A 15,593-nucleotide genomic window follows, 5' to 3' on the forward strand; every position below is an offset into this window, starting at 1 on the left:
ATTGATTGTCTAAACGAAAAGCAGGCCAAAGGTACCCGCCCTTGGCCTGCTTTTTGCATATCCTGTTCTATAGACGCGTTATTCCGTGCTTACTTCACTTCTTCAAGCTTTTTGGTAAGCTCTTTGTACTGTTCCAGCAGCCCGCCCAGCGCTTGCTTGACCGCTGCGGCATCTTTGGATTCTACGGCTTCAGCCAGTGCAGCCTGCGCCTTGAAGAATCCGTTATCTTCTGTCATCGGGAGCAGTGCCGGGACTGCAGCGGCTGTTATGGAGCCAGAGCTTGTGAGTCCGGCGGACGGGATGCTGTCAGGTGTTGCAAACACAGCGAATTCTGCAGTGGATGAAGCCGCTGTTCCTGTTGCGAAGGCACTGACGGTCCCGTCTGTTATGACAAGCTGAAGATCGGTTGACGGCGCTGAACCGGCAAGGGAAGGTTCGGCTGTTGTCAAGGCTACAGGTGTGGCCAGTTGCACGGCTGGAGCGGTAAATTCTCCTTGTGTATCGAGGTTAAGCACCCTAACATTTAGGCGGATGGCCTTACTGTATCTGCTGAGCGTATCGGTCCAGTCCTGAAGCGTCTCCGGCGCATAGCTTTCAGCAAGACCCAGCAAGTCGGGGAAACGGGAGGCAATCATGATACTGCCTTGCACAGGTGCGGAGGCAGCGCTTAAGGTAACTGCGGGAGCCTGTGTCTGTTGCGGCGTGCGGTCTGCATCGGCAAACACCGGGGTTGCGATGGAGGACAGCAGCAGGGTGGAGAGGGCCATTCTTCTCAAGATTAAACGGTTCATGAACTAACACTCCTTATGGGTGAGGTTTGTCTTACAGCTCCCAATATAGCGTTCTACTGTGGCAGGAAATTGGTGGATTTGTGGAAAAACAATGGCAGGGCCCTACCGCCTCCGGCAGCTTGTTATAATGGAGCAGACAAAACTGTGGAGGGTTACGATGAACAATCAGACGGTCATTGCTGTTGTGGACGATGATGAGAATATACGCAATCTGGTCGAGGCTTATTTACATAAGGAGAATTTCCGCACCATTGGTCTGGGAAGTGCCGAAGAAGCCTGGGCCCTGTGGACAAGCGATCCTCCCGGCATGTGGGTGCTCGATATCATGCTTCCGGGGATGGACGGGTATGAACTATGCAGACGCATCCGTGATGAAGCAGAGGTGCCGATCATTATGATCTCAGCCAAAGATGATGAAGTCGATAAAATACTGGGTCTTGAGCTGGGCAGCGACGATTATCTGGTCAAGCCGTTCAGTCCCCGTGAGCTGGTGGCCCGGATCAAACGGCAGCTGGCAAGGTGGGAACGCCTCCAACAGCCTCTGCCCGCAGCTGCGCTGCAGCCCCCTTCAGGCATAGAGCTGGGCGGCCTGCTGCTGCTTCCGGAAGAAAGGAGGTCCTTCTGGCACGGATCAGAGGTGGAGCTGACGAGTAAGGAGTTCCTGATGCTGAAGGTATTTGCCGGACATCCGAACCGGGCGTTTACGCGGGAAGAGCTGCTGGGTTATGTCTGGGGTGATGATTATTTCGGCAGTGACCGCGCAGTGGACCATCTGATCAAACGCATCCGCAAAAAAATAGACGGCTTACCGCTGGAATCTGTCTGGGGACACGGTTACCGGATGAGAGAAGGGCTGGAATGATGAATATACGGATGAAGCTAAACGGGCAGATGAAGAAGCTGAAGCTGGTGCATCAGATCAATTTTGCCTTTGGACTGTCTATGGTGCTTGTCTTGTCTATCACAGGCGTGATGATTCATTTTGTACTGATGGACCATTTCATCGGTAAGGAACAGGAGGGATTGCGGACGCTAGGCGCTACACTGACCGCCAGCATGCAGCAGCAGCCCGCCGCAGCAATAAGTGCAGTCCCAATTGAAGAAAATGAGTTGTTTCCGGTTCAATACGCTACGCTTTCCAGCGGAGTACAGGCGATTGTGACGGATCAGCAGGGGAAGGTGGTCTCTGGCACCATCCCTGCATCCGGGCAGACGGGGGCAGTTACCGGTATTGCTGCAGCGGAGCCGGACAGCCTGCAGAGCTTATGGGACGGTAATGACCAGCGTTATCTTGTGCAGGTAAATGCGCTTCCCCAAGGTAAACTGACCTTGCTGACGCCTGTCAGCAGAATCAAAGCTATCGAACAGGCACTGCTTAAACGGTTGATTCTCGTCTTCGCCGCCGGTGCAGCCGTGATGTTCCTGTTCAGCCTGTTTATCACGAAGAAGCTGATTGATCCGCTGATGAACCTGCGTGAGGAACTCAAAAAAGTGAAAAACCGCCGGTTTGCCGAGGTGAATCTGGTCCGGGCGGGTGGGGAGATCGGTTCTGTAGCCCAGACTGTATACGAAATGGCCGGAGAATTGCACAGGTTCAACCGGGTACAGAAGCAATTCTTCCAGAATGCCTCGCATGAGCTCAAATCACCGCTGATGTCGATATCCGGTTATGCGGAGGGCATCAGGGACGGGATTTTTGAAGGTGAGGATGTCCGTAGAGGGCTGGATATTATCCTGGGCGAGAGCGGACGGCTGCGGGACCTGGTGAGCGAAATGACGCTACTGGCCAAGCTGGACAGTGAGGAGGATATATTCCGGGCGGTAGAATGCGATCTGGAAGAGCTGCTCTCAGAGGCGGTAGAACGGGTCAATCCGCAGCTGGCTGCAAGAAAGCTATCTCTCAAGACTGAAATCTCCGGAGACAGCGGGCTGATGCTGAGGGCTGACCGCGATAAGCTGCTGCAGGCACTGCTGAACGTATTATCCAATGCTGCACGTTATGCAGACAGGAAGATTGATATCCATGGCTATGTAAGCAAGGGGCTGATTACATTAACGGTTTCAGATGACGGCCCCGGCATTCCGCAGGAGCTGCTGCCCAGCCTGTTTCACAGGTTCGTCAAAGGGAAAAATGGTGATTCCGGGCTGGGACTGGCCATCTCGCGCGCCATCGTGGAGCGCTGCGGCGGTAAGATTACCGCCCGGAACTGCCCGGAAGGCGGTGCCGTCCTAACCTTCGAATTTCCTTCCGCAGCGGGCTGACAGGGATTATCTCAAAAGCAGTCAAAAAAGGGGGTGCCCCGGAAGCCATTATAAGGCTTGCGGGACACCCCCTTAAAGTGATTCCTAATGTTTTAATATTCGTTGAACATTGCGGCAATTTCGTCGTAGCCGGTTGTTTGTGTCAGCGCCAGGGAGAGCAGAATTCGTGCTTTTTGCGGCACCAGACTGTTGCAGGGAATGGAATTGGCGGACAGGTCAATATAGGAGTCCTTGAGCGTGATTCCGCTTGAGATCCGCGAGCAGCGGACCACAGGGATGTTATTGTTCTTAAGCTCGCCGACTTTATCAATCCACGGCTTGCTGTAGATGCCTCCACCTGCACCGGCAATCACAATGCCCTTGGAGATTGTGGCGAGATAATCCAGGATGCCGGGATCGGCGTCGACATGGAAGTAGGCTACGGATACTTCCGGCAATCCGGTCATGGCCGATACATCGAATTGTGAAGCAGTCGTATGTCTTTTGAGCGTCCGGGTATAGAAGAAGGCATGACTGTCGCGCATATAGCCCAGGCAGCCGAAATCACGCTCATCGAAGGCATTGGCCTTGAAGGTATTCACCTTCTGAACATCCCGCCCGCTGTAGATCCCTTCAGCGAAGACAACCATCACGCCTTGTCCGGACGCATCCGGATTCGCTGCCAGTGCAACGGACTGATACAGATTGAGCGGTCCGTCGGCACTGATTGCGGTAGCCGGACGCATGGAGCCGGTAATGATCACCGGTTTGTCAGTCTTGATCACCAGGTTCAAGAAATAGGAAGTCTCATCCAGGGTGTCGGTGCCGTGGGTAATTACGAAGCCGTGCACATCCTCCCGGAGAGCGAGTGTATTGATGTACGCAGCCAGTGTAAGCCAGTGTTCACTGGTGATATCTGCACTGCACAGATTGCTGACCTGTACGCCTGCACAATTGGCAAGCCGTTCCAGGTGGGGCACACTATCCAGCAGATCCTGCACGGGCAGGGCACCGGGTTCGTAGTTCAAGGTTTTATGCGCTTCGCCGCTGCCGGCAATGGTGCCGCCGGTGGCCAGAATAACTACATTTTTGAGACTGGGATTATAGAATGGGGAAGCTGTGAAGTTCACTTCAGGTGCTGGAATAATCATAGATCGTTTCCTTTCAGATCGAATCAGAATGAAGGTTATAGAATGACATTGAATGTATTATAACATACGATTTCCGGGGATATTGATCTGTTTTTACTCCTAATTTTCCCTGCAAATAATTAGTCAATAAGTACATGCCAGATTAAGGTATAATAAGTAAAAATATAAATGGGAGGATATGTATGTTCAAGGTAGAGGAAGTAGCCCATGGAGTGTGGGCGGCAATTGTAACTCCGGGCCGGGGAGCGGTAGGCAATGCCTCCATTATAGATCTTGGGGATACCACAGTTGTGGTCGATACCTTCAGCCTGCCCGGGGCAGCGAAGCTCTTGCGGGAGACGGCTGAGCAGCTGACAGGGAACCCGGTCCAATACATAGTGAATACCCATTATCACGGGGATCATCATTACGGGAATCAGGAATTTGCGGATAGTCTTATCATTTCCACAGAGCTTACCCGTGAAGTGCTGACAACGACGGGTCCACCTGAGCTAGGGGAATGGCAGGAAGGGCTGCAGAAACAGATTGCAGCGCTTCAGGAGGCTCATAGTACTGCTGCGGACACCCGCGTGCAGGCGGCGCTGGGATATGAAATCGAGGAGAAGCAGGCCTTGCTGGAGGCGACACCTGCGATCCGCAGAGTAACTGCTGCTGTGACATTCAAGGATACGCTTGATATTCACGGAGCAGACCGGTCCATACATCTGTTCACTTATGGCGGAGGACATACCATCAGCGATGCCATGGTATATATTGCTGACGTGAAGGTGCTGATCGCCGGGGATCTGGTGCTAAACCAATCTCATCCGGCCATGCTGCATGGTTTCCCTGAAGCGTGGACCGGTATTGTGGAGCGGATTGGCCTGGAGATGGATTTCACCCGGCTGATCCCTGGTCATGGAGGGGTTGCCGGACGTGAGAGCATCGCAGAAATGTTAAGTTATCTCCAAGAGATTCAGACGTATGCCGCAGCAGCTGTCCGGAGCGGGGAAAGCGCGGAGGTATGGATCGCCAAGGGAATCCCGGCACCGTTTGATACATGGGAGGGTTCCCATATCTTTGATTGGAATTTCCGCTGGCTGTACAATACATATAATCAATCCTGAGAAAAGAGGAGAAAATGATGCTGAAGCTGGATAGCCGTGACTATGCCCTGGCTCTGCCGCTGTTAAGCCAAGTGAAGATCAATACCCTGTTCGCAGAAGCAGTACTCAAGGGCCAGACCACCGGTACTGTTTACGTGGATAATGTGCAGAACCCCCGTACCTTTTATGTGGCTCATGACTATGGGATGTCGCTGGTCTATGGGGATTCGGGCAATGAGGCGTTTAACCGGAGCTTATATGATTATATTACCAACCAGTCAGGGGACAGGCAGTCCCCGGAATGGCTGCAGGGTGATCCGGCAGGTGGCTGGTCTCCGCTGGTGGAGTCAATAATTACAGCGCATAACGCACTGTTAAATGCGGTCGAGCCCGGTCCTGAAACGGCTGATACACGGAGGATGTACACTCATACCAGAGTGAATTTCACCTTTGACCCGGAAGTCTACCACAGTGCTAAGGAGCAATGGTTCCGGAAGGATGCAGTAATTGTTCCGATGACTGCCGGGCAGTTTGACGGGCAATCAGGTGCTGTGATTCCGCGTTATTTCTGGAGAGATGCAGAGCATTTCCTAAGTACAGGCATAGGGTACACCCTGCTCTGGGAGGGGGAGAGCGCCTCTAATGCGTTCTCGGCGTACCGTACAGCGGATCAGCTGGAGATTGGGATTGAATCGGCAGAGGGCCACCGGGGGCAGCATTTTGCCTTCTCCGTATGTTCCGCACTGATTGATTACTGCCTGGAGCACGGGCTGGAGCCGGTGTGGGGCTGCCGCCAGGAGAATGAGGGTTCATATAGACTGGCTCAGAAGCTCGGCTTCAAACCGTCGTTGTACATCCCTTATTACCGCTTGGCCGAATGATTAAGAGACAGGGCGATATATCTAATTGACACGAAAAGGGCGCCGGCGGGCGTTCTTTTTTATTGAGTTTTCCGGAGATAATATTATCATTATCTAACGATATTGGGGGTTTATCTCCTCGGCAAGCAGGAGGAAGCAGCTAAAGGCCTTGCAGATGTCAGATCAGCCGGGCATCCACGAAGCAATGCAGATGCAACGGGGACAGCAGCTTCAGGCCTTCGCCAAGCTCGAAGTCTTTGCCTTCGGCGAGCTGGCGACCTTTTTCGCGGAAATAGATCCGGTACATCGCCAGAGTCTCCTCACTGAATTGGCTGCTGTGCAGGGCTAAGGCTGCGAACTTCCGCTCGAAGTGCTCTGTAATGTCAACCACCGTATTCGGCTCCGAGGTGAAATAGAAACCAATGGCCTTCGGCTGCCAGGGGCGGGTGCTTGTCCCCCGGGGATACAGCGGAAGTCCGGACGACAGGAAGGCCTGGGCTGCGGCTCTGCCTGTAACGATATGATCATAATGTGCCTCATAGCTCAGCCACGGATCAGGACAGAGGATAACATCCGGCTGCACGGTACGGATGATCCCGGCAATCTCTTCTGCCAGCGCCGGAATATGCTCCAGGGTGCCGTCGCCGTGGGCCAGCTGATGGAACACTGTGGCACCCAGCAACCGCCCTGCGGCTTCCAGCTCACGTGCGCGGACGGCTGCAATCTCGGCAGAAGACAAATGCTCGTCCACCGCACCGAGATCCCCGTTCGTCACGGTTAAATAATGAATCTCGCAGCCCCGCTCCGCCAAAGAGGCGATTGTCCCGCCGATGCCCACCTCATTATCATCCGGGTGCGGCTGTACGCATAATATTCTGCGGCAGCCTGTCAGATCGGGAGGGGACATCAGTGCGGCCATAGTGGATATATCCATGTTCATGATCACTCCTTATATTAGATAAATGCCTGGGTCCCTTCTATACGGACCGGGTATTCTCCAAATCATTCAGTGTCTGCAGCCGCTGCTTGTCACTGATATTGTAGAACAGAATCGGCAGAATTGCGGCCAGGAAACAGAGGGCGGGCAAGAGAAACATCACGAAGCTGAGCCCCTGCTGGAGCCTTGGAGTCGACGGCTGATTCTCAACATAGCTAAGCAGGCCCAGACTTGCACCGATAATGAGCCGTGACAATGCCCCGCTGAATTTAGTAACAAAGGTGTTCGTGGAGAACACAATCCCCTCGCCCCGGAAGCCCAGCTTCCACTCCGAATAATCAATGGTATCCAGCAGCATTGATGTGCTCACAATGGTTGTCATGCCCGAGAAGAAGAAGCTGACCGCGAAGAACACCAGCGTGGTCAGAACATTGTGGTCACCGAGAAGATAAGGCAGGATGCAGGACAAGCTCCCCAGTATGCAGGAGAGGATGAATACCTTCTTCTTGGAGAAGCGGCGCAAAAGCGGCGGCGTAGCCGTCATTCCCAGCAGCATGCCTACAACAAGACTAATCCCGACCTGGGTTGCATAACCGGCATTCCCCCAGACATAGACCACATAATACAGCTGGATGCTCTGCCGGATGCCGTTGACCAGGTTAATAATCAGCAGCGAGGCAAGCAGGGTGAGCAGCGGTTTATTTTTATACACCGTTTGCAGATTTTGCCGGAACGAGATCTTCACGGGAGAAGGGGCGACCCTTTCCCTGGTAAGGATTCCGGTCAGGAAAATAGAGAAAGCGGCAATGATTCCTATAATAATTGCGGAATACAGATAAGCTTGTGTGCTCCGTTCACCGCCGAAGGCCAGCAGCAGCTGGATACCGCCGACTGTGATCACGACCGCACCGAGGGTTCCGCCGATTTTGCCTAAAGTGACGAACAATGTCCGTTCACCCGGTTCTGTAGAAATGACGGACGACAAGGCCCAAAGTGGCGTATCACAGACTGTATACAGCATCCCCCAGAGCAGATACGATACGGTGGCGATCACCAGCGTCGTTGTAGAGGAGCCTCTGAAGTCCCAGAAGCAGACGATGGTTGCCAGCGCAATCAGGAAGGGGGCGAACAGCAGATAAGGCCTGAATTTGCCCCACCTGGAGCGTGTTTTGTCGGTAATCATGCCCATCAGCGGATCAAGACAAGCATCGAAGATGCTCGCCACTACCAGTATGACGCTGGCAGTAGTCGCCGGAATACCCAGCAGATCCGTGTAGAAGAACAGAATATACATCGACATGAAGCTGTACAGCATATTCTGGCCCAGCAAGCCGCCGGAGAACACCATTTTCTCAGCCAAAGGTACTTTTGTTGTCAATGGGCAGTCCTCTTTTCGTTGTGTATATGTAGGGTTGTACCATTTACTAATTATGTTTATTTATAACTTTTTTTGATGTTCTGTCAAGCTGAATATGGCTAACGCTGCCGGCGGGATAACCGCTACATATAGACAATGTGGAAGCACATTACAGAAAATAAATTAAAAATTTAATAATGCAAAAATAATATATTAACTATTTAACGAAAAATGTCGAAATATAGCTGATGTGTCCGGCTGATGGGGGAGTGTATGGGTGAATACAACAGGATTACGGCAGGATGGACACTAAGAAGTTAACCACAGGGGGAAATCACATGAAATGGTTCGGAAACATGAAAACAGCAACAAAAATTATCTCAGCTTTTATGGTGGTCTCTTTAATTCTGGCGGGACTTGGGGTGTATTCCATTTTCTCGCTGAGCAGCAGTAATCAGAATATGAAGGCCATGTATAACAACAATCTGATTTCGGTCAGAGATCTGTCTGCTGCCAAAATTAATTATCAGGTCATCCGGGTATATATGCGCGATATGAGCAACACCACGGATGCAACCCAAATTGCCGGTTATCAGGACAAGATTGCATCCACCCGGCAGGATCTTATCCAGAAGGTGGACAATTACCGTCCGCTGGCCACGACCGGCACGGAGAAGGAGCTGCTGAACGATTTTGACAAGGAGTATGAGGTCTATCTGAAGCTGTTTGAGGAAGCGCTTGCCCTGGCTGAACTGGATGATCCAGCTCAATTTAATACTTTCCTGACGACCCAATTGAATGCGCAGGGAGAGAAAGTGCTTGAGAACCTGGATGGTCTGATCGAATTTAACGTGGAGCTGGCCGATGAAGCGAACCGCCACTCCCAATCAGCCTATTCCTCGGCGCTGGTGATTACCATTTCAGTTGTCGCGGCTGCTGTAATCATCAGCATTCTTATAGGTTACCTGATCGCCAGATCCATCTCCAAACCGCTTATGCAGATGCTGCGGCTGGCCTCAGAGGTGGCCAGCGGTAATTTGACCCAGCAATCCGATATTTCCACCAAGGATGAAGCGGGCCAACTGGCTGCTGCGCTGAACCGGATGGTTCATAACCTGAAGGACCTGATCAACGGGATTGTTATGAATTCACAGAGTGTAGCTGCGTCTTCCGAGCAAATCTCAGCAAGTACCCAGGAAATCGCCAGTACCAGCACGAACCAGTCTGCGGCGGCAACGAACATTACCGAACTGTTCAAGGAGCTGTCGCTGGCTATTGATTCCGTAGCCTCCAGCGCAGAGGAAGCGGCGGAGCTGTCGAATGAGACGGTGCGCACAGCCCGGGAAGGCGGATACGTGGTTGAGACCTCGCTGCACGGAATGCAGACCGTCAATCACCAGATGAAACAGCTCGAAGAGGATTCCGGCAAAATCGGAGACATCATCGAAGTGATTGATGATATTGCCGAGCAGACCAATCTGCTGGCTTTGAATGCGGCGATTGAAGCTGCTCGTGCCGGAGAGCAGGGCCGCGGCTTCGCAGTGGTGGCGGATGAAGTCCGCAAGCTTGCCGAGCGCAGCAGTGATGCCACGAAGGAAATCACGAAGATCATCAAGGCCATGCAGGAGAATACGAAGCAAAGCGTCCGGGCAGTAGCGGAAAGCGTTGAGCAGTCTTCGATGACCAGCCAGGCCTTTGAACAGATTATCAGTATGGTTAATACTTCTTCACTCAAAGTGAATGAAATTGCTGCCGCCTGTGAAGAGGAATCCGCTCAGGCAGCCGAAGTGATGAGCTCGGTCCAGTCCATTGCCGCCTCCAGTGAGGAATCCGCAGCGGCTTCAGAGGAAACGGCAGCTACCTGCCAGGCTCTGGCCCTCTTATCCGAGGATTTAGCCCAGTCGGCTGCTGCGTTCAAGACTCATTAATTCTACAGACTGAAGGTGAAGCCATGTCATCCTTACAGAAGGAACAGTATATCGAGCTTGCTGTAGGAGCCGAAACCTGCGCAATCCGTATCGAAGAAATTCATGAAATTATCAAAATGCTCAGCATTACAGATATCCCTTTTACCCGGAATGAAGTGAAGGGTGTGGTCAATCTGCGCGGTAAAGTGGTCAGCGTAATGAGCCTGCGCAATTTGCTGGGGATGGCGGATGAGCCATACACCCGGAATACAAGAATTATTGTGGTCAACTACCGGGAGGAGTTCGTGGGTCTCATTGTGGATAAGGTCAATAAAGTGACTACGTATGCTGAGATCCACCCTCCTGCGGGCGGGTATAGCCGCAGCCGCGAAGCGGTTTTCCACGGGATTGGTCAACGGGATGATCAGCTGATTGGCATTCTCAAGCTCGAGGAAATATTGGGCGGTTAGGAAGGGGAACAAGTAATGATGATGGAACTATCTGCCTACCGCGATATTTTCATAGAAGAGCTGAATGAGCAACTGGAGCGGATCGACCAATCCCTGCTCACGCTGGAGCATGCACCGGCACCTGAGCTAGTCCAGACAATATTCCGCGCAGCCCACACCATCAAGGGCTCAGCCTCAACCATGGGCTTCCGTGAAATGAGCGATCTGACGCATGAGGTTGAATATGCCCTTGAATGGGTCCGGGAGAAGAAACCGGAGATTACCGGAAAGCTGATTGATACGCTCTTCCGGGCGCTCGACGCCATGAAGCTGCTTCGCACCCAATATATCAGCGGCGGTGATTACGCCGACTGCAGCGCCGTCGTTGCGGAGATTAAGGCATTGATTAATATGCCGGATGAACCACAGCCGGTCCGGTTGCCCGTCTTAAGTCCGGCGGAGAGGCTCCTGGCCGAAGAAGCCGTGGTTGCCGGGTACTCGCTGCTGTCCGTTGCGGTAACGCTCAAAGAGGAGTGCCTGATGAAGGCGGCACGGCATTATATGCTGCTGCAGCGTATCGAAGATGTATGCGGTAAGGTCGTTGCTGTCGCGCTGTCGGCAGCAGCGGCCATCGGAGCAGATGAAGACTCGCGTTACATCCGGTTTGCTGTAGTGGCCGCTGCCGGCAAAGATATTCAGCAGATATCAGAACAGCTGGCGGGTGATTCTGACGTCCAGAGTATTGCCGTCACTCCATTCGTGCCCGGTCCCGAAACGGTTACTGGCGCGGCGGCGGTTGAACCGTCACTGGCGGGGCCTCCGTCTTCCCCGAACATGGAAAGGGGGAACAGTACCCAGCCGACGGTAAGGGTAAGTGTGGAACGTCTGGACCATCTGATGAATCTGGTAGGCGAACTGCTGATCGAGCAGACCTCGCTGGCCGATCTGAGTGCAGCCGGCCTGCGGAATGATCCGGCTAAGGTATTGCCGGGTATAGGCGGAGTGTCGGATCATATGGGCACTATTATCAAGGAGCTGCAGGAAGGTGTAATGAAGACCCGGATGCTTCCGATAGATCAATTGTTCAACCGGTTTCCGCGTCTGGTCCGGGATCTGGCCCATAAGCTGGGGAAGGAGATTGAACTCCTGATCCAGGGAGGCGAGACCGAGCTCGACCGGATGATTATCGAAGAGCTGAGTGATCCGTTGATCCATTTGATCCGCAACAGCACCGATCACGGGATTGAAAGTCCGGAAGCCCGCGTAGAACGCGGGAAATCCCCCAAGGGTATGATTACACTCACCTCTTTTCATGAGGAGAATCAGGTGGTTATCCGCCTGGAGGACGACGGGCAGGGCATAGATGCCGGCAGAATTAAAGCCTCCGCACTTAGCAAAGGCATCATCACTGAAGAACAGGCCGGGTTCTTAACGGCTCAAGAAGCCATCCACCTGATCTTTGAGCCCGGCTTCTCAACGGCTGCCGAAGTAAGTGAGGTGTCGGGCCGGGGGGTGGGGATGGATATCGTACGCAGCCAGATTGGACGGCTTAACGGCATCATTGATATCGAAACGGTACCGGGCCAAGGGACTGTGTTCATAATCCGTCTGCCGCTTACACTGGCCATCATTAAGGGGCTGCTGGTGAATGTATCCGGCCGGGTGCTGATCCTTCCCATGTATAATGTAGCGGAAATAGTGCGTATCGCCCCCGAAGACATTCAGATCATTCAAGGTGAACAGGCGATTATTAACCACGGGCGGATTGTGCCGCTTTCCTGGCTTCGAGACAAGCTGCATTACCCGCGGACCGAGCGCAGCTCCAAGACCATCCCGCTGGTGATTGTCCGGTCCGTGGACCGGATCGCCGCCTTTGCCGTCGATGAGATCATTGGTAATCAGGAGGTGGTCATTAAGTCGCTGGGTGTGTATTTGGGGACGATGAATCATCTCTCCGGGGCAACAATTCTGGGGAATGGGCGGGTTGCGCTGATTCTGGATGCCTCCTATCTGGTCAGCCATTAATTTCATTGCTGCAGGATTTGTATAGAAAACGCTGTAGTTGTGAAAAATATGGAAAGACGTACCAGAAAGGGGTGGAGAGTTGGATATTACGCTGGCTTCAGATGAAGTTATCAGTCGGATCAAGCAGCTTCAGTCTGGTGGAGGTACCGTAAACAAGAAACAGGTCAAGCAGCAGGATCCGGAGTTAATGCGCAGTGCGCTGCATTATTTTCCGAGCTGGGAACATGCCTTGAAGAACGCCGGATTGCTGTAATTGAATCAGATGCGCAAAAAACCGGAAGCTCCGCAGCACACTGCGATTCTTCCGGTTTTTTGCGTGCCGCCAGCTGAATAGGGTTACTTCTTGTGCGGTACAGCCTTGGGGCTCTTGATCTGCAGCTCGATGGCCTGCTGATTCAGCTGCAGCTCATCCATATAGGCTTTGACCTTCATTTGCAGCTTGTGCAGCATTAGGATATGCATATCATGAATACGGTCTTCGATACAGAATGCCGAACAAGCCAGATATCCATCTGTATAGGATTTGGTATCATCCACTACCGTATTCAATTTTTCTTTGTAAATCCGCTTTACAGGGCCGCTTTCGGGTTTGATTTCATAGTAGCGGTTCGTTTCCGTCAGCAGTCTCCAATGAGTGACATCGACATCATATTCATCCTTCTCCAGCTGGACGGTTACTTTAAAGATTTTAATAGGACTGTTCATGTTGAGCGAAACCTCCTGCAACCCCCATACGTATGTTCAATTCTCACTATAGGACTCAGAGATTATAGCATGCGTCAGCCGTATTTCCCACTGGAATATTAGGTAAAGTGATGTGATATATTGCAGTAGCTATTACAATGTAGGATATGACAATACGGTTATTTTAAGGAGAGATTGTATTGAAAGAGCTCATCATCGTAAACGGTACAATGGGCGTTGGCAAGAGTTCATCAGCACTCAGGCAGCGGATGCAGGAAGATCATAGAACGGAGGAGCAGATCAATCGGAGTCTGGAACGGATAAGAACTTATGCAGGAATGCATTCACATACGGTGGATACAAGTGAGATGGGGCTGGATGAAGCAGTTCTGCTGATTAAAAACAGATTGTTGTAGAAGGCGGCAAGTCAGCGGATGAATCCATTCATGTGTTCGCTAGTAGAGGAATGAGAACTGCAGTGAAAATTGTAGTATATTTCCAAGGGATCGTTTACAATAAATCCATTATTGTCCTTGGATGACAATGATGAAACCAACTACATAAAAGGAGATAAGAGATGAAGAACACCGCTGCCAAAGGACACCCTGTTATTTTCTCGCTGATGCTGGGAGTCGTCCTGACCTTTCTAGTTTCAGTAGCATCTGCAGTAGCATCCATTCAGGAGTTTGGAGACATGGGGATAAGGAATGCCCAGGCCTGTGCTTTCCTGGTTATGGCCATCATCGTTACTGTATATATGAAGCGGAAGGATTCCTCACTAGTGAGATTCGGCTTCCGCAAGCTTGACGCCAAGCAGGCCAAACCTGTGCTGTTCTACATCCCCCTGCTGATTCTTGCGGTAGCCCAGCCGGTTATGGCTGGAATCAATGTGAAGATGACGGCGGCTGAAGTGATCAGTATCGTGATCATGACGATGATTGTGGGGTATACTGAGGAATCCATTTTCCGGGGAATCATCAGAGATAAGCTGAAGCATAAGGGCCCTGTATTTTATATTATTTTCTCGTCCGTATTCTTTGGTGTTCTACATATGGTCAATGCGTTTGGCGGAAAAGATATCATAAGCACACTTCTCCAGGTTGCCAATGCACTGCTGCTGGGCTGCGTCCTCGCCTTACTGATTGAGGCAGGCAACAATATCATTCCGCTGATCGCCTTTCATTTCATTTATGATGCTCTGGCGATGGTCAGCAATGACAATGTGGAGAATGAGGTTCTGTTTGTGGGTATTCTGAATATCATGTACTTAATTTATGGTATCTATCTGTTAGTGGTCTTGACCCGGCGGAATGAAAATAATAGTCTGTCCATGTAAATAAACCGGCCGGCATTCTGAAATTTATCCCGAATGCCGGCCGGAAATCTGTTCAATGATAACGCATACATGACATGGATACAGCATGCGGGAGCAAATAATCTTTACAAAGAGTAATCGTTAGACATGGGCATTCTGCTCATAAAGAGTGGGGAATATCAAGGATAATGACGGGATATGCAGTTTTTTGAAGTTTTAAATTTTATCGATCCCAGTGTATAATGTAGACATCACCAAAGGAACCACAAGCAACAATATACAGGTGGTAACCACAGGTGATTGCCTCATTCCTAAATTTAGCAATGAATGAAGGAAAGGAGAGAATCCCGATGTACTAGCGTTAGCGAAGCGTGCCGGAATCGGCTGCTGATAGGGAAGGTGGATGATAACATCTTCTGGCAGATCGTGGGTATGCGGGAACCCAAGAGCAAATCTTTGAAGATGAACCAAAGCTATTCATTCAAGCAAGAGTAATCTTGCGGAAGAAAGAGCGTGATTCCGTTGAAAAAGGTTAGCGAAGCGTACTAAAACGATTCTTCACAGCAGGAAAAGCGTCCGTGAAAACGTTTTTCGTGAAATCGTGTACGCGGGAATCCACCCCATATGCAGGACATGGAGCAACACTCCGAATAGGAGCGAACGGGCAACACGGTAATATGAAATTAGAACAATCACCATGTCAGGGATATGGCTTTGTTACCAGGAGGAAATGATTGAAGTGAATACAGGAATTAACACATAAATCCCCGTGCCTCAAGCAATCAGGCAGC

General features: G+C 51.5%; 15 protein-coding genes. 10 read left to right on the forward strand and 5 right to left on the reverse strand.

Going from position 1 to position 15,593, the window contains the following annotated elements:
- Positions 1 to 89 precede the first annotated feature (89 nt).
- Positions 90 to 791: a hypothetical protein gene (locus MKX70_RS18325; protein WP_340840455.1), complete on the reverse strand. Its 702-nt coding sequence runs from the start codon at positions 789 to 791 to the stop codon at positions 90 to 92.
- Positions 792 to 948: 157 nt separating this feature from the next.
- On the opposite strand from MKX70_RS18325, the gene MKX70_RS18330 reads away from it, so the two are divergent.
- Both MKX70_RS18330 and MKX70_RS18335 read left to right on the forward strand, forming a co-directional pair.
- Positions 949 to 1,653 carry a response regulator transcription factor gene (locus tag MKX70_RS18330; protein WP_042237436.1) on the forward strand — a complete coding sequence of 235 codons (705 nt, stop codon included), beginning with the start codon at positions 949 to 951 and terminating at the stop codon, positions 1,651 to 1,653.
- Positions 1,650 to 3,053 (forward strand): sensor histidine kinase, encoded by a 1,404-nt coding sequence (locus tag MKX70_RS18335; protein WP_340840456.1) that lies wholly within the window; start codon positions 1,650 to 1,652, stop codon positions 3,051 to 3,053. Before MKX70_RS18330 ends, MKX70_RS18335 begins: the two co-directional genes overlap by 4 nt.
- 92 nt (positions 3,054 to 3,145) lie before the next feature.
- Here MKX70_RS18335 and MKX70_RS18340 read toward each other — a convergent pair whose 3' ends face one another.
- Complete coding sequence (locus MKX70_RS18340; RefSeq protein WP_042138440.1) at positions 3,146 to 4,183, reverse strand: asparaginase; 1,038 nt, start codon at positions 4,181 to 4,183, stop codon at positions 3,146 to 3,148.
- A gap of 182 nt (positions 4,184 to 4,365) precedes the next feature.
- On the opposite strand from MKX70_RS18340, the gene MKX70_RS18345 reads away from it, so the two are divergent.
- Positions 4,366 to 5,289: an MBL fold metallo-hydrolase gene (locus MKX70_RS18345; RefSeq protein ID WP_340840457.1), complete on the forward strand. Its 924-nt coding sequence runs from the start codon at positions 4,366 to 4,368 to the stop codon at positions 5,287 to 5,289.
- Between the two features lie 14 nt (positions 5,290 to 5,303).
- On the forward strand, positions 5,304 to 6,149 hold the full coding sequence (locus MKX70_RS18350) for a GNAT family N-acetyltransferase (protein WP_340840458.1): 846 nt from the start codon (positions 5,304 to 5,306) through the stop codon (positions 6,147 to 6,149).
- 157 nt (positions 6,150 to 6,306) lie between these two features.
- On the opposite strand, the gene MKX70_RS18355 is transcribed toward MKX70_RS18350, so the two are convergent.
- Together MKX70_RS18355 and MKX70_RS18360 are read right to left on the reverse strand one after the other, a co-directional pair.
- Positions 6,307 to 7,062: a PIG-L deacetylase family protein gene (locus MKX70_RS18355; RefSeq protein ID WP_340784950.1), complete on the reverse strand. Its 756-nt coding sequence runs from the start codon at positions 7,060 to 7,062 to the stop codon at positions 6,307 to 6,309.
- 43 nt (positions 7,063 to 7,105) lie between these two features.
- Positions 7,106 to 8,443: an MFS transporter gene (locus tag MKX70_RS18360; protein ID WP_340840459.1), complete on the reverse strand. Its 1,338-nt coding sequence runs from the start codon at positions 8,441 to 8,443 to the stop codon at positions 7,106 to 7,108.
- A gap of 317 nt (positions 8,444 to 8,760) precedes the next feature.
- On the opposite strand from MKX70_RS18360, the gene MKX70_RS18365 reads away from it, so the two are divergent.
- From MKX70_RS18365 to MKX70_RS18380, 4 genes are all read left to right on the forward strand, one after another.
- Entirely contained in the window at positions 8,761 to 10,350 is a 1,590-nt protein-coding gene (locus tag MKX70_RS18365; protein WP_340840460.1) for a methyl-accepting chemotaxis protein, read from the forward strand.
- A gap of 23 nt (positions 10,351 to 10,373) precedes the next feature.
- Positions 10,374 to 10,799: a chemotaxis protein CheW gene (locus tag MKX70_RS18370; protein WP_042237428.1), complete on the forward strand. Its 426-nt coding sequence runs from the start codon at positions 10,374 to 10,376 to the stop codon at positions 10,797 to 10,799.
- A gap of 18 nt (positions 10,800 to 10,817) precedes the next feature.
- Entirely contained in the window at positions 10,818 to 12,803 is a 1,986-nt protein-coding gene (locus MKX70_RS18375; RefSeq protein WP_445323709.1) for a chemotaxis protein CheW, read from the forward strand.
- A 79-nt stretch (positions 12,804 to 12,882) separates the two neighbouring features.
- A complete protein-coding gene (locus MKX70_RS18380; protein ID WP_197072946.1) occupies positions 12,883 to 13,056 on the forward strand; it encodes a hypothetical protein in 174 nt (57 codons plus the stop codon).
- A gap of 83 nt (positions 13,057 to 13,139) precedes the next feature.
- Here the strand turns inward: MKX70_RS18380 and MKX70_RS18385 are convergent, their stop codons facing one another.
- The gene (locus MKX70_RS18385) at positions 13,140 to 13,508 is read right to left on the reverse strand and encodes a hypothetical protein (RefSeq protein WP_340784959.1); all 369 of its coding nucleotides are present in this window, start codon (positions 13,506 to 13,508) and stop codon (positions 13,140 to 13,142) included.
- Between the two features lie 179 nt (positions 13,509 to 13,687).
- Here MKX70_RS18385 and MKX70_RS18390 point away from each other — a divergent pair, with 179 nt between their 5' ends.
- Positions 13,688 to 13,903 carry a hypothetical protein gene (locus tag MKX70_RS18390; protein ID WP_340840462.1) on the forward strand — a complete coding sequence of 72 codons (216 nt, stop codon included), beginning with the start codon at positions 13,688 to 13,690 and terminating at the stop codon, positions 13,901 to 13,903.
- A 161-nt stretch (positions 13,904 to 14,064) separates the two neighbouring features.
- Positions 14,065 to 14,823, forward strand: coding sequence for a CPBP family intramembrane glutamic endopeptidase (locus MKX70_RS18395; RefSeq protein WP_042237423.1), 759 nt, complete (start codon positions 14,065 to 14,067; stop codon positions 14,821 to 14,823).
- Positions 14,824 to 15,593 lie beyond the last annotated feature (770 nt).

It is taken from the genome of Paenibacillus sp. FSL R7-0312 (assembly GCF_038004445.1).
Taxonomy (GTDB): domain Bacteria; phylum Bacillota; class Bacilli; order Paenibacillales; family Paenibacillaceae; genus Paenibacillus_AQ.

Bases quoted from the DNA above. Each gene is read 5' to 3' on its own strand.
- MKX70_RS18325 (WP_340840455.1), bottom strand. From the start codon at position 791: ATGAACCGTTTAATCTTGAGAAGAATGGCCCTCTCCACCCTGCTGCTG.
- MKX70_RS18330 (WP_042237436.1), top strand. From the start codon at position 949: ATGAACAATCAGACGGTCATTGCTGTTGTGGACGATGATGAGAATATA.
- MKX70_RS18335 (WP_340840456.1), top strand. From the start codon at position 1,650: ATGATGAATATACGGATGAAGCTAAACGGGCAGATGAAGAAGCTGAAG.
- MKX70_RS18340 (WP_042138440.1), bottom strand. From the start codon at position 4,183: ATGATTATTCCAGCACCTGAAGTGAACTTCACAGCTTCCCCATTCTAT.
- MKX70_RS18345 (WP_340840457.1), top strand. From the start codon at position 4,366: ATGTTCAAGGTAGAGGAAGTAGCCCATGGAGTGTGGGCGGCAATTGTA.
- MKX70_RS18350 (WP_340840458.1), top strand. From the start codon at position 5,304: ATGATGCTGAAGCTGGATAGCCGTGACTATGCCCTGGCTCTGCCGCTG.
- MKX70_RS18355 (WP_340784950.1), bottom strand. From the start codon at position 7,062: ATGGATATATCCACTATGGCCGCACTGATGTCCCCTCCCGATCTGACA.
- MKX70_RS18365 (WP_340840460.1), top strand. From the start codon at position 8,761: ATGAAATGGTTCGGAAACATGAAAACAGCAACAAAAATTATCTCAGCT.
- MKX70_RS18370 (WP_042237428.1), top strand. From the start codon at position 10,374: ATGTCATCCTTACAGAAGGAACAGTATATCGAGCTTGCTGTAGGAGCC.
- MKX70_RS18375 (WP_445323709.1), top strand. From the start codon at position 10,818: ATGATGGAACTATCTGCCTACCGCGATATTTTCATAGAAGAGCTGAAT.
- MKX70_RS18385 (WP_340784959.1), bottom strand. From the start codon at position 13,508: ATGAACAGTCCTATTAAAATCTTTAAAGTAACCGTCCAGCTGGAGAAG.
- MKX70_RS18395 (WP_042237423.1), top strand. From the start codon at position 14,065: ATGAAGAACACCGCTGCCAAAGGACACCCTGTTATTTTCTCGCTGATG.